11 protein-coding genes are annotated in these 13003 nt (G+C 60.7%); 1 reads left to right on the top strand and 10 read right to left on the bottom strand.

The annotated features are described in order from the left end of the window. Nucleotides 1-53 precede the first annotated feature (53 nt). Genes HUW52_RS03355 through HUW52_RS03380 form a run of 6 tightly spaced genes read right to left on the bottom strand, consistent with a single transcriptional unit; the run spans nucleotide 54 to nucleotide 4287 of the window. Nucleotides 54-1733, bottom strand: coding sequence for an acyl-CoA synthetase family protein (locus HUW52_RS03355; RefSeq protein WP_175552972.1), 1680 nt, complete (start codon nucleotides 1731-1733; stop codon nucleotides 54-56). Further along, nucleotides 1730-2275, bottom strand: a complete 546-nt coding sequence (locus HUW52_RS03360; protein WP_175552973.1) for a hypothetical protein — start codon at nucleotides 2273-2275, stop codon at nucleotides 1730-1732. The genes HUW52_RS03355 and HUW52_RS03360 overlap by 4 nt, the downstream gene beginning before the upstream one ends. Beyond that, nucleotides 2272-2526: an acyl carrier protein gene (locus HUW52_RS03365; protein ID WP_007909503.1), complete on the bottom strand. Its 255-nt coding sequence runs from the start codon at nucleotides 2524-2526 to the stop codon at nucleotides 2272-2274. The genes HUW52_RS03360 and HUW52_RS03365 overlap by 4 nt, the downstream gene beginning before the upstream one ends. Nucleotides 2527-2535: 9 nt before the next feature. Next, on the bottom strand, nucleotides 2536-2796 hold the full coding sequence (locus HUW52_RS03370; protein ID WP_016983882.1) for a phosphopantetheine-binding protein: 261 nt from the start codon (nucleotides 2794-2796) through the stop codon (nucleotides 2536-2538). Beyond that, on the bottom strand, nucleotides 2777-3586 hold the full coding sequence (locus HUW52_RS03375; protein WP_016983883.1) for a 1-acyl-sn-glycerol-3-phosphate acyltransferase: 810 nt from the start codon (nucleotides 3584-3586) through the stop codon (nucleotides 2777-2779). The genes HUW52_RS03370 and HUW52_RS03375 overlap by 20 nt, the downstream gene beginning before the upstream one ends. Next, nucleotides 3562-4287, bottom strand: a complete 726-nt coding sequence (locus HUW52_RS03380; RefSeq protein WP_016983884.1) for a beta-ketoacyl synthase chain length factor — start codon at nucleotides 4285-4287, stop codon at nucleotides 3562-3564. Before HUW52_RS03380 ends, HUW52_RS03375 begins: the two co-directional genes overlap by 25 nt. A 357-nt stretch (nucleotides 4288-4644) precedes the next feature. Between HUW52_RS03380 and HUW52_RS03385 the strand changes: the two genes are divergently transcribed. After that, nucleotides 4645-5415: a ParA family protein gene (locus HUW52_RS03385; RefSeq protein WP_016772022.1), complete on the top strand. Its 771-nt coding sequence runs from the start codon at nucleotides 4645-4647 to the stop codon at nucleotides 5413-5415. A gap of 130 nt (nucleotides 5416-5545) precedes the next feature. Here the strand turns inward: HUW52_RS03385 and trxC are convergent, their stop codons facing one another. The 4 genes from trxC to HUW52_RS03405 all read right to left on the bottom strand — a co-directional run bounded on the left by trxC (nucleotide 5546) and on the right by HUW52_RS03405 (nucleotide 12703). Continuing rightward, entirely contained in the window at nucleotides 5546-5980 is a 435-nt protein-coding gene (gene trxC / locus HUW52_RS03390) for a thioredoxin TrxC (RefSeq protein WP_102899493.1), read from the bottom strand. 80 nt (nucleotides 5981-6060) lie between these two features. Next, entirely contained in the window at nucleotides 6061-7524 is a 1464-nt protein-coding gene (selO, locus tag HUW52_RS03395; protein ID WP_175552974.1) for a protein adenylyltransferase SelO, read from the bottom strand. 48 nt (nucleotides 7525-7572) lie between these two features. After that, nucleotides 7573-10926 carry a mechanosensitive channel MscK gene (gene mscK / locus HUW52_RS03400; RefSeq protein WP_016983887.1) on the bottom strand — a complete coding sequence of 1118 codons (3354 nt, stop codon included), beginning with the start codon at nucleotides 10924-10926 and terminating at the stop codon, nucleotides 7573-7575. Between the two features lie 34 nt (nucleotides 10927-10960). Next, nucleotides 10961-12703, bottom strand: a complete 1743-nt coding sequence (locus HUW52_RS03405) for a potassium/proton antiporter (RefSeq protein ID WP_016983888.1) — start codon at nucleotides 12701-12703, stop codon at nucleotides 10961-10963. Between the last annotated feature and the right edge of the window lie 300 nt (nucleotides 12704-13003).

Raw genomic sequence — 13003 nt, forward strand, 5'->3', positions numbered from 1 at the left:
AATTCCTGTGGGAGCGAGCCTGCTCGCGATTGAGTGCGCAGCACTCACCAAGGTCAATCATGCTCTACACCCAAAAGAATCCGCCCACTGGAGCAGGTCGCCGTGTCATTGCGATAAGCGAAATACAACTTGCTGCGCTCCGGATCAAAGCGCAGATGCAGCTGAATTTCATCCCCCGGGCGCACCAGTTGCTGGAACTTCAGCACTTCCATCCCGGCAAACGGGCCGGTCAGATTGAGCAATTGGCGACCCAGGTTCAGTGCCCATTCCACCTGCACCACGCCGGGCAATACCGGGGCCTTAGGGAAGTGACCACTGAAATAAGCCAGATCCGGTGGCACGCTCAGTTGCAGACTCCATTCGCCCTCGGTCTCGAGCTGCGACAGCACTTGCGGCGCTTTCGGGCGCGGGGCAATCAGCAAGGCTTCGACATCGGCCTGCGGCAGCTTGCCTTGGCTATTCAACGGCAATTGCCGCACCAGTCGCCAGCGTCGGGGCAGCGCCAGGGCTTCGCAGTGTTGGCGCAAATGCTGGCGCAGGGTTTCGGTCAGACTGCGGCGGCCGTGCTCACGCAAGGCAAACAGGCCCGACTCGCTGAGGACCAACAGAGCACCCAGTGAGGCGCGGTTTTCCTGCACTACGCCGAGACGTGCTTCGGCGATCCAGTCATGGGTCACCAGCGCTTGTTCGAGCATGGGCAGAGAAATGCGTTTTTCTTCGAGTTTGACGATCCGGTCCAGCCGCCCCAACAGTTCAAAACGACCATCGGCGGCGATGCGTGCTGCATCAGCGGTGTGCTCGACGTGTCCGGCAGGCAGGTAAGTTGAAGCGATCAGTAGCGCGCCGTCGCTGTCCTGGCTCAGTTCGACACCGGCGAACGGTTGCCACAGATGTTCGCCCTGACGCCAGGCGATACCGCCGGTTTCCGAGCTGCCGAGGATTTCCGTTGGCCATTGCTGCAAGCGTTGCTGCAGGCACTGTGCGGCTTCAAGCGGCAACGCGCCACCGGAGGAAAATACTCGGCGCACGGCGCTGAGGGCCGGCCAGTCGAGGTTGTCGCCCATACGCTTGAGCAACGCCGGGCTGGCAACCCAGGCGAAGGCCGGATACTCGCGGCTGGCACGCTGCAAGTCCTCGGGAAACGCCAGCTGCTTGCGCACAAACGGGCGCCCGGCGCACAGCGGCCACAGCACGCGAAAGAGCAAGCCGTAGATATGCTGGGTGGCAACGCTGCCGATGATGCAGGCTTCGCCAAGGTCCGCGCCCCACAGTTGCTCCAGCGCTTCGACTTCGTTGGCCAGTTGGCACAGGGATTTGTCGATGCGCTTGGGCTCGCCGCTGGAGCCGGACGTGCACAGGCTCAGACGGCACTGGTCGAGATCCAGTTCGGCGCCGGGCAGCGGCGGTTGCTGAAAGTCGTTCAGTTGCGCGTCATCGGCTTGATCCGTCAGCCACAGATCGACCTCAGCGGACCAGCGCTGGCGGGTTTGTGGCTGCAGATCCGCAGGCAGCAGAACACTGACGCCAGCGCGCCATGCGCCCAGCAAAGCGATGGCCAGTTCGGCGGCATCTTCCAGATGCACAGCCAGGCGCTTCACGCCCTGCGCTTGCAGACCGGCGGCAACGCTCAGCGCCTGTTCGCACAGTTGCACGTGTTCGAGGGCCGGTGCGTGGCTGATCGCCCGCGCCGGCACAGGCTTGAGCAACAGCTGCTCAAGTTTTATCCAGTTCATGTACGGCCTCTTACCCGTTGTCGTATCAGCCATTCAATGGCAAACATCAGGCCGATCAATCCGTAGGAAATCAGGCCGGTGTACAACATCCACCAATTCAGCGGCGCCCACAGGGTCAGTAGGGCGGCGCATAAACCGTTGCAGAAGAAAAACACGCTCCAGGCCACGGTGACCTTTCGCGTGTAGCGAACCGCGATGTCCGGCAGCTGTGGCTCACGCAATCGCGCGAGGCGCTCGACCATCGGCGGCCCGAATTTCAGGCTAAGGCTGAACAGCACCAGCATGAAGCCGCTGATCAGCACCGGATACCAGCGCAGCAACAGCGGGCTGTCGAACAGCGCCAGCAGCAAGCAGAACACAATGGCCACGCCAGCCATCCACAGGCTGCCGGGTTTACGTTCACCGGTCAGCGCTCGCGCCAGCCACAGGCTGCCCAGCAGCAGACCGAACTGCCACGGGGCAAAATGCTCCATGCCGAAATACACCGCAAAGGGGTACAGCAGACCGGCCAGCAGCAGACCGAGGCCGATCAGCCGGCTCATGCGGCCGGTTGAACCAGACGGTAGACCGCCTCGACCACGTCGCCGACAGTGCGCACCGATTTGAATTCTTCGGCGGCGATTTTCTTGCCGGTCTGGCGTTTGATGTGATCGATCAGATCGACGGCGTCGATGCTGTCGATTTCCAGATCCTGATACAGATTGGATTCCAGGCTCACACGGGCCGGATCCAGTTCGAACAGTTCGACCAAGGCATCGCGCAGGGTGTTGAAAATATCGTCACGAGTTTGCATGGTCCGGTCTCAAGCTGCCTGTTTTGCCGTGACGAACGCCGCAAGGCTCGCCACGTTGGTGAAATGGTTACGGGTGTCTTTGGCGTCGGCGTCGATCTTGATGCCGTATTTTTTCTGGATCGCCAGACCCAGTTCCAGCGCGTCGACGGAATCCAGACCCAGGCCTTCGCCGAACAGCGTCTGCTCGTCGCCGATGTCGTCGACACTGATGTCTTCGAGGCCGAGGGCATCGATGATCAGCAGTTTGATATCACGATTCAGATCGCTCATCTTCGGCGAGCTCCTTAATAAAGTAGGTGTGCAAATAGTCGTTGAGCTTGCGCGAGGCTTGCGGGGCTGGCCCCTGCGCAGCGAAAGTCTGTGGGTCTATATCGGCGCCGACGCGAAAACTGAAGTGCACGCGGCGATTGGGGATTCGATACCAGGGCTCGGCCTTCGTCAGCGTGGTCGGGCTGACCTTGATGATCACCGGCGTGAGGATTTTCGCACCGCGCAGGGCAATCGCTGCGGCGCCCCGATGAAAGGCCGGCGCCTGACCAGGCTGGGTGCGCGTACCTTCCGGGAAAATGATCAGGGTCTGGCCGTTTTGCAGGGACTGGGCAGCGGCATCGAGCATGTCCATGCTGCCGTCGTTGCTGATGTATTCGGTGCTGCGCAGCGGGCCACGGGTGAAGGGGTTTTCCCACAGGGTTTTCTTCACAACGCAATTGGCTTGGCGCACCAGCCCGATCAGGAACACTACGTCGATCAACGACGGGTGGTTGGCGATGATCATCTGCCCGGAGCGGCCAAGACGTTCGGCCCCTTGAATGTCATACGTCAGCACGCCGGTACGGGCCATGAAGCGCACGAAAAACCAGAACAGCCGACTGACGGTCTGCCGCGCGCGCTGCCGATGTTTCAGCGCATCACCCGGCAGGCATCCGAGTAGCGGAAACACCAGTACGCGCAGGCACAGTCCACCCAGCCCGAACAGGGCGAAGCTTGCAGCGGTGGCCAGCAAGCGCCAGTAATAGGCGTCGCGGTTTTTCTCGGTCACGGGTTGCGTTGCCAGGTCCATACACGATTTTTCCAGGCATGTTGGCAATGGGGTTGCTGGCCGAGCAGGGCACGCAGCAAGTTGAGCGCGTGCGGCCAGTGCGCTTTTGACCGTGTTTCTGTGGTGCTGTTCAGGGTCAGCCGCCAGTCGGTACCAGGGGTGAGCAAAAGGCCGAGTGCGTAGGGAAACGGCACGTCGTCGATCCACGCTGAATAGGCTTCGGGCGGTTGTTCTTCGGTGATCACCAGGAGCACCGCCGGGGCGCCCTCATTGAGCAGGGCTGCGGCTTCGAGCATGCCGTGTTCGAGGCCGTCGCCGGCAGCGGCGAGGGCAGTCATTTCGCTGGTCTCGCCGCGCATGATCGACCACAGGCCGATAATCGCGTTGTGCACTGACAAACTGAACTGCGTCGGCGACAGGGGCTGTTCGTTGGCCAGATCGGTGAGGATCTCGTAGGTACGCGGGGTTTCACCGTGGCGCGAGACAAACACCAGCGGCAGATTGTCCCTTCCGTCGGCCAGGGGCCAGCCAACACTGAATGCCATACGTGCCAGTCGACTTAGACGGCGGCGCTGCATGGCCGGCAAAAACGACACATCGGGCGCGGCATCACTGCTCTGGAGCACGACCGGTTGTCGGCTCCAGGCCTGCCAGGCGTCCACGCTGTCGAGCCCGGGAGCCCAAGCGCGCCACTGGGCGATGTTGAAGTTGATCACGGACATTCATCCCGCCCCTGCGGGCTTTTGTTGACGCGTTGAGTGGCCAGAGCCGCAGCAGGCGTGACGTGGCGCTTGGCGCCGGGTGGCGCGCATTATCCCGGTGCGACGAGTGTGTAGCAAATGCTGGTTACCTTTTGCGCAACGAAATGTACCGAGTGGTTCGCGGAAAAACTGTCACTTGGCCATTATCCAGATTGTCAGCGGCTTGTCTGTCGGCAATCTCAGCGATCAATGGCCGTTATTGCGCTATCTGTCCGCGGATATTTGCACCTGACTCTGTAGTCCATGTCCTTGAAGGTGGCAAAGCGAGGCTGCGCGCATCTACACTCGGTCATTCTTTGATACACGGAGGTTTTGGTCATGCGGCGCGTGGTGTTCAATCAGAAAGGTGGCGTAGGCAAGTCGAGCATTGCCTGCAATCTGGCGGCGGTCAGCGCCAGCGAGGGTTATCGCACGTTGTTGGTGGACCTCGATGCTCAGGCCAACTCCACTCAGTATCTGACCGGGCTGACCGGTGACGACATCCCGATGGGCATTGCCGACTTCTTCAAGCAGACCCTGTCCTCGGGGCCGTTCTCCAAGAAGAATCAGGCGGACATCTACGAAACCCCGTTCGACAACCTGCACATCATCACCGCCACCGCCGAGCTTGCCGACTTGCAGCCCAAGCTCGAGGCCAAGCACAAGATCAACAAGCTACGGAAGTTACTCGATGAGTTGTCCGAGGATTACGACCGGATCTACCTCGATACCCCGCCAGCCTTGAATTTCTATGCAGTATCGGCGCTGATTGCCGCTGATCGGGTGCTGATTCCCTTCGACTGCGACAGCTTCTCCCGTCAGGCCCTGTACGGACTGATCGCGGAAATCGAAGAATTAAAGGATGACCATAACGAAGGCCTGGAAGTCGAAGGCATCGTGGTCAATCAGTTCCAGGCCCGGGCGAGCCTGCCGCAGCAGATTCTCGATGAGTTGATTGCCGAAGGCTTGCCGGTACTGCCGGTGTACCTGAGCAGTTCAGTGCGCATGCGCGAATCGCACCAGGCCAGCATGCCGCTGATCCACCTCGACCCGCGGCACAAGCTGACCCAGCAGTTCGTCGAACTGCATAATCTGCTCGAAGATCACTGATCTCTTGAGCTATCCATGAACCCCTGTGGGAGCGAGCTTGCTCGCGAATGCGTCAGTTCAGTCGACATCTTCGTTAACTGATCCACCGCTTTCGCGAGCAAGCTCGCTCCCACACTGGGTTCTGGGTGGGTCAGATACCCTGGCTACGCAGCCACGCCATCAACTGCGGCAACGGAAACGCGCCACTCTGCCGCGCCACTTCCTTTCCGTTCTTGAACAGAATCAGACTCGGAATCGAGCGAATCCCCAACTGCGCCGACAACTGCTGATTGGCCTCGCTATCGAGCTTGGCCAAGCGGCACTTGCCGGCCAGCTGCGCCGCCGCCTGCTCGAACACCGGCGCAAACGACTTGCACGGCCCGCACCACTCCGCCCAGACATCCACCAATAGCGGCAGATCGCCCTTGATCTGGCTGGCGTAATCGCCTTGCTTGAGTTCGAAGGGTTTGCTCAGCAATACGGCGGATTTGCAGCGGCCGCACTTGGGCTGATCCGCAAGGCGCTCGGCGGGGATGCGGTTGAGGCCGTTGCAGGAGGGGCAGGGGATGAGGAGTGGGTTGGTCATATTCGGCTCGTTGGCGTTCAGCGTTTCGTACGACTTATCTGGAGCCGTACGAACTGTTTATCAAGATGAGGCGTTGGCACTCAGGAAGAACAACTGATCTCCAAATGCTTGCCCCACTCCGGCGGCCGCTCGGCATAAGCCTCCATTCCCGGCTGCTCCTCAAACGGTTTGCTCAACACCGCGTGCAGCCGGCGTACTTCTGAGTAATCCCCTTGCTCAGCCGCATCGATGGCTTTTTGCGCCAGGTAATTGCGCAGGATGTACAGCGGATTGACCGCGTGCATGCGGATGCGACGCTGTTCCTGATCGGTGTCACCACCGCGGGCAACCCGGGCGACGTAGCGTTCGCCCCAAGCGTCGAAGCCTTTGATGTCGACGAAATCGTCGCGCAAACGGGCGACGGCCTGCTCGGCTGATTCTTCGCCAAGTCGGCGGAAGAACAGGGTGTAATCGACGCCGCTGTTCTGCATCAGTTGCAGCAGGTCTTCAAGCAGCTTCTGGTCATCGTCCTCGGCCGTGGTGAAGCCGAGGCGGCGGCGCATCAAGTCGAGGTAGTGCGCCTGGAACAATGGCAGGTACAAGCCGAGAGTTTCGCGCAGGGCTTCGACGCTGATGAACGGCGTCAGTGCCTGCGCCAGCGCGCTGAGGTTCCACTGGCCGACCGGCACCTGATTGCTGAACGAGTAACGGCCCTGATCATCCGAGTGGTTACAGATGAAGTTGGCGTCGAAGTCATCGAGGAAGGCGAACGGGCCGAAGTCGAAGGTGATGCCAAGGATCGACATGTTGTCGGTGTTCATAACACCGTGGCAAAAGCCGTAGGCCTGCCACTTGGCGATCAGTTCGGCGTTGCGTTCGACGATTTCGTGGAACATCGCCAGATACGGTTCCGGCTGTTCCAGACATTCGGGGAAATGCATCGCCAGCACGTGCTCGCCGAGCTGCTTTTGCTGCTCGGGGCGTTTGGTGTAGTAGAAATATTCGAAGTGACCGAAGCGGATGTGGCTCGGCGCCAGACGCAGCACCATCGCCGCGCGCTCCTGCTTTTCGCGCCAGACCGGGGTGTCGGAGCCGATCACGCACGCCGCGCGCGACGAAGGGATGTTCAGCGCGTAGAGCGCCTCGGAAGCAAGAAACTCACGGATCGACGAACGGAGTACCGCACGGCCGTCACCCATGCGCGAAAACGGCGTTTGCCCGGCACCCTTGAGGTGCAGATCCCAATGCTCGCCGGCAGTGTTGTAGACCTCCCCGAGCAGCAGCCCGCGACCATCGCCGAGTTGCGGCGTGTAACCGCCGAACTGATGCCCGGAATAGACCATCGCCCGCGGCTCGGCATCGGCCCACAGCTTGTGGCCGCCAAACAGTTCGGCAAATTCGTTGGTTTCGGCGGTCGCCGGGTCGAGATCCAGCAAGGCCAGCGCCGCCGGGCTCGCCACGACCAGACGCGGATTGTCGATCGGCTCGGGCAGCACGTGGGCGGAGAACGCGTCGCCCAGGCGGGCGAAGCGATTGTCGAAGGTCAGTTCGTCGAGGGCTTTCAAGGGCCGGCTCCAGCAGAATGTCCGAGCATTCTGCTGGGATCAGACCGGTTAGTCGAGTTTGGCCGGCGGCGGCTCTTGCAGTGGTTTCTGATCGTCGGCGATCGGCACGATGGTTTTCGTTTCCGGTTCGATCGGCACCATCTTGTATTCCTGACCGTGGAGGTTCTTCAGGTAAACCTCCATCTGGCGGAACGAGATGTTGATGTGCTGCTTCTTGAACTCGCGGTTGATGAAGCGGTTGACCTCATCGAGCACCGGGTTACGGTCACCGAGGTCGCGCACGTGCATGCGCAATTCGTGGTCGAGGGTGCTTTCGCCGAAATTGAGGAAGTACACGTGCGGCTCGGGTTCCTTGAGTACGCGCGGGTTCTCGCGGGCAGCCTTGAGCAGCAGTTCCTTGACCAGATCCAGATCCGAACCGTAATCCACACCCAGTTTCAGCGTGACGCGGGTGATGGTGTCGGTCAGCGACCAGTTGATCAGTTGCCCGGTGATGAAGGTCTTGTTCGGGACAATGATGTCCTTGCGATCGAAGTCGGTGATGGTCGTGGCGCGGATGCGGATCTTGCTCACCGTGCCCGAAAGGTTGCCGATGGTAATGGTGTCACCGATCCGTACCGGGCGTTCGAACAGAATCATGATGCCGGAGATGAAGTTGGCAAAGATCTCCTGCATGCCGAAACCGAGACCGACCGACAGCGCCGCCACCAGCCATTGCAACTTGTCCCAGCTGACGCCGAGGGTCGACAGGGTCGAGACGAAGCCGACACCGGCGATCACGTACGACAGCAACGTGGTGGTCGCGTAGGCACTGCCCTGCGCCAGATTGAGCTTGGACAGCACGAACACTTCCAGCAAGCCTGGCAAGTTGCGCGCGAGGGCGAAAGTGATGCCGATGATGATTATTGCGCCGAGCATGTCGCCGATGCTGATTGGCACCATGCTCATGTTGGCGCCGGTGCCGCTGGTGTATTCGTAGAGGGTGATGTTGTCGAGGTACGAGAACACCGAAATCAGGTCTGACCAGACCCAGTACAGCGCGGCGATGAAGCCGCCGAGCAGGGCCAGACGGATCAGGCGCAAGGACTGTTCGTTGACCTTTTCGATGTCCAGGGTCGGCTCTTCGATCACCGCTTCGCCGTCGCCAGCCTCTTTCGCTGCCTGACGTTTAGCCAGGGCGCGCTGGTAGGCCAGACGTCGCGCGGCAACGCTCAGGCCACGGACGAAAGTCGCTTCGATCACCAGCCAGAACATCAGCAGGTAGAGGGTGTTGATCAGTCGGTCGCTGAGTTTCAGCGCGGTGTAGTAGTAGCCAAAGCATACCGCGACAAACAGCGCGATCGGCAGCAGGGTGAACATCACCCCGACGGCCTTGCGGAACAGCGAGGCGTTTTCGTGGGCCGGGCTGCTGATCAGCAAGCGACTGAGCAGCCAGGCCATCAACGCGTAGCAGGTCAGCACCACTGGCATGCCGAGGACGTCGTCGGCGAGCGCCGCCGGTTGTAATTCGGCGACCGCCACCACGGCCACCAGTGCCATGACCACCAGCCCGAGCCGGCGTACCCAGCCCTGAAGGAATTCGACCTGGGGCTTTTCCCAGCGAAAGTGCAATTCGGCCACACCGCCGGGCGCGAGGATTCGATAGGCGGTGTAGAACACCAGCCACGCCTGACCCATCTGCAGGAGCGCTGCGCCCATGTTGGCGTTCTGGCCGCGCGCGTCGATTTGCAAGGCCAGCCCGCACAAGGCGAGGCCCAGCGCCACCGGCATCGCCAGCAGAATATTGATCAGGATGGCCTGCGGTGTGTGCCACTGGCTGTCGCGTTTGAAATGGCCGATGTCCTGGTGAACCTTGTTCAGGCGACCGTAGAGACTTTTGCGGCGCCACAGCAGTGCACCGATCAGCAATGCCAGAGGCAGAAACAGCAAGGGTCGCTGGGTCAGGCCGTCGGTCAGCTCGCTCAGGCTGGAAGCCCACGGCAGTGTGTCGACCTGACGTTTCAGACGCTCCGGTACACCCCGCATCCACTCCAGATCCAGCGGCTTGTTGCTGGGAATCCAGAACATTTGCTCATCGAGGGTCGCACGCAGGCTCTGCGCGGTGCTCAGCAGTTGTTTCTGGTTGAGTTGCAGGGTGATCGATTCGTTGAGCATCGAGCTCAGTTCGCGGTTCAGGCGCTCCAGCAGATCGACGCGGGTGTTGGCCAGATCCAGCAGGCTTTTGCGCAACTGCGGGGTGACTTGTTCCGGCGGCTGGGTGGCCAGCAGAGTGTCGACATAGGACGCCGGATTGCTCAACAGTTCACGCTGCTGGCTGACATCGAACTGATACAGGCGAATGTCGGCGATCTGATCCGCCAGATCACGGTCGACCTTGAGTCGTGGCAGGGCTTGTTTCTGTTTGTAGAGAATCTTCGACAGCAGCAGACTGCCCTTGAGCACGTTGATCTGCTCATCGAGGGCCGCATCGCTCTGGGTCAGGGAGTCGAGTTGCTGCTTGGTCTGCAGGTTCTGCTGGGTGACTTCGTTGAGGCGGTCGGTGCTTTTGAGCAGATAGTCGGAGAGCTTGAGGTTGGCTGCGCTCTCAGTGGCAAGCAAGCTGCTGCTGCCGGCCTTTTGCGCCTCGATCGATTGCTGGGTGACGGTTTCCTGCGACTGCGCCAGACGCTTCTGATTGATCAGCGTCTGCAGTTCCTGAATCTCTCGGTCGAGTCGATCGGATTTCTCCGAGAGAAGATCATGCTGGGCGTTGCCCAGATCCTGCAATTGGCTGTTGCCGGCCAACTCCTGACGGCGCAGAGGGATCAGCGCGTTCAGTGCTGCCAGCTCCGCGTTCAGCTGATCGCGTTGCTCGTTGCTGACAGTCTTGCCGGCGTCCTTGCCGGACTTGAGGATGTTGTTGATCTGCTGGATGCGCGTCTGGCTGGCGGAAATTTCCGCTTGGGCGCGCTCGGGACGGGTCTGGGCAGTGATGATCAGACTGTTGGCGTCGGCCAGCGCTTTCTGCAGATCGCTTTGCTGGGTCGAGCGATCCGTCAGGATCTGCTCCAGCTGTTGGATCGACTCCTTGGGAAAACGCTGCGCCACCGGCACTATCGCCGTGGCCTTGAGGCGCGTCAGTTCGCGAGTGTTTTCGATCGTCTGCTTCGGCGCCGTGGCCAGCTGCTGTTTGAGGTCGATCAGCTTTTGTGCGTAATCACGCTGATTGTTCAGCTGAGTCAGCGTGCTCTGCAAGGTGGTTTGCAGGGCCTTTTTATCGGCATCCGGCAGTTTGCTGTCGGCGAGTTTGTCGAGACTGGCCTGCACGGCGTCGCTGGACGGCGGTTCGGCGGCGTACAGCGGGCCGACAGTAAGACTCAGGCCCAGCAGGGCCGCGGCGAAAAAGGAGCGCAGGGTAGGCATAGAGACCGGTCAAGCAAGTGAGAGTGGACGCAGTTTAGAGGAAGAGTCCGGGACCCGGGCGACTTCCTTCGGGGAATCTGACGCCCACTTTGCCGATCTTGTTCCCGTCCATGACCGCAACCGTCCAGTGGGTGTTGTTCCACTCCACCTGGTCACCGACGATGGGCGCGCCGCCGACTTTCTGCGCGATGAAGGCACCCAGGGTCATGTCCGGATCGATGCCCTCGGCCGGCAGACCATAGAGCGCTGCAACCGCTTTAAGCTGGGCATCTCCTTCGAGTACAAAATCGCCGAAGAAACGCAGATCGAGGCCACGTTGCGGCGCCTGGCTAAACAGTTTTCCGAGGGCGCCGAGGTTGTGTTCATGGCCGATAACACACAGTAAATCATCGACTTCCAGCACCGTACTACCCGACGGATGGAGCAGTTGCTGACCACGAAACAGTGCCGCGATGCGCGTGCCTTCAGGCATTTTCAGCTCACGCAGGGGCGAACCGATGCACCATTTCTCCGCGCCGAGCTTGTAAACGAACAGCTCCCACTCGCTGGTGACGTGGACTTCCAGAGCCGCCCGGGAAATCGGTGCGGGTTCTGGCGGCACCGTCACTTTCAATAGCTTGGCCACCCACGGCAGGCTCGTGCCCTGCACCAGCAGCGACACCAGCACGATAAAGAACGCGAGATTGAAGTACAGCTGTGCATTTGGCAGCCCGGCCATCAGCGGGAATACCGCAAGAATGATCGGTACCGCACCGCGCAGGCCAACCCAGGAAATAAAGGCTTTTTCGCGGCCATGGAACGCTTTGAACGGCAGCAGGCCGACCATCACCGACAGTGGCCGCGCAAACAGAATCATCCACAGCGCCAGACCGAGAGCGGGCAGGGCGATCGGCAGCAAATCATGTGGCGTTACCAGCAGACCCAGCACCAGGAACATGCCGATCTGCGCCAGCCATGCCATGCCGTCGAGCATGTGCAGAATGCCGTGGCGACTGCGCACCGGGCGGTTACCGATGACCAGACCGCACAGATAAACGGCGAGGAAGCCGCTGCCGTGCAAGGCGTTGGTCAGGGCGAACACCACCAGACCGCCGGCAATCACCAGAATCGGATACAGCCCGGCAGCAAGGTTTATGCGATTGACCAGTTGCAACATCAGCCAGCCGCCGCCGAGGCCGATCACGCCGCCGATGCCGAACTCGCGGATCAGGTGGGTCAACAGGCTCCAGTGCAGGCCGGTCTGGCCGCTGGCGAGCATGTCGATCAGGGTTACAGTGAGAAACACCGCCATCGGGTCGTTGCTGCCGGATTCGATTTCCAGGCTGGCGGTGACCCGTTCGTTCAGGCCTTTGCCGCCGAGCAGCGAGAACACCGCCGCGGCGTCGGTTGAGCCAACGATGGCGCCGATCAACAGACCTTGAATCAGATTGAGGTCGAACAACCAGGCGGCGGCCATGCCGGTCAGCCCGGTGGTGATCAACACCCCGACCGTGGCCAGCGACAACGCCGGCCACAAGGCCACGCGGAAACTCGACACCCGCGTACGCAGGCCGCCGTCGAGGAGGATCACCGCCAGCGCAAGGTTGCCGACCAGATAGGCCGTCGGGTAGTTATCGAAAATGATCCCGCCGCCATCGACCCCGGCGGCCATGCCGACCGCAAGAATAATGACCAGAATCGGAATGCCGAGACGGGAAGAAAGCGAACTGACAAGAATGCTTGCGCCTACCAGCAACGCGCCGATCAAGAACAGGCTGTTGATGGTCGTCGCATTCAAAGGCAGTACTCCAGAAGCGTAAAGACGGGCACAAACTGACCATGCAGTCTGCGTGCCAGCGATTCTAACCTGTTGAAATGTGATGCTGTCAAAAAGGTTTTTCAGTGTGGCATCAGGTTTTGTGTTCGGCGGGCGATTGCTGCCCTCACCCTGGCCCTCTCCCGGAGGGAGAGGGGACTGATTGAGGTGTTTGGGCGAGGTACATCGACCTGAAATATCGCGCCGAACTGAGAATCTGAAAGACCCCCGATCTGCTCCCTTTCCCCCTCTCCCTCTGGGAGAGGGCTGGGGTGAGGGCGC

This window comes from Pseudomonas sp. 43A (genome assembly GCF_013363935.1).
Classification (GTDB): Bacteria; Pseudomonadota; Gammaproteobacteria; order Pseudomonadales; family Pseudomonadaceae; genus Aquipseudomonas; species Aquipseudomonas crudilactis.

What these genes read in the sequence shown, in the direction of transcription:
- HUW52_RS03355 (WP_175552972.1), bottom strand. Translation starts at nt 1,733, where the DNA reads ATGAACTGGATAAAACTTGAGCAGCTGTTGCTCAAGCCTGTGCCGGCG.
- HUW52_RS03360 (WP_175552973.1), bottom strand. Translation starts at nt 2,275, where the DNA reads ATGAGCCGGCTGATCGGCCTCGGTCTGCTGCTGGCCGGTCTGCTGTAC.
- HUW52_RS03365 (WP_007909503.1), bottom strand. Translation starts at nt 2,526, where the DNA reads ATGCAAACTCGTGACGATATTTTCAACACCCTGCGCGATGCCTTGGTC.
- HUW52_RS03370 (WP_016983882.1), bottom strand. Translation starts at nt 2,796, where the DNA reads ATGAGCGATCTGAATCGTGATATCAAACTGCTGATCATCGATGCCCTC.
- HUW52_RS03375 (WP_016983883.1), bottom strand. Translation starts at nt 3,586, where the DNA reads ATGGACCTGGCAACGCAACCCGTGACCGAGAAAAACCGCGACGCCTAT.
- HUW52_RS03380 (WP_016983884.1), bottom strand. Translation starts at nt 4,287, where the DNA reads ATGTCCGTGATCAACTTCAACATCGCCCAGTGGCGCGCTTGGGCTCCC.
- HUW52_RS03385 (WP_016772022.1), top strand. Translation starts at nt 4,645, where the DNA reads ATGCGGCGCGTGGTGTTCAATCAGAAAGGTGGCGTAGGCAAGTCGAGC.
- trxC (WP_102899493.1), bottom strand. Translation starts at nt 5,980, where the DNA reads ATGACCAACCCACTCCTCATCCCCTGCCCCTCCTGCAACGGCCTCAAC.
- mscK (WP_016983887.1), bottom strand. Translation starts at nt 10,926, where the DNA reads ATGCCTACCCTGCGCTCCTTTTTCGCCGCGGCCCTGCTGGGCCTGAGT.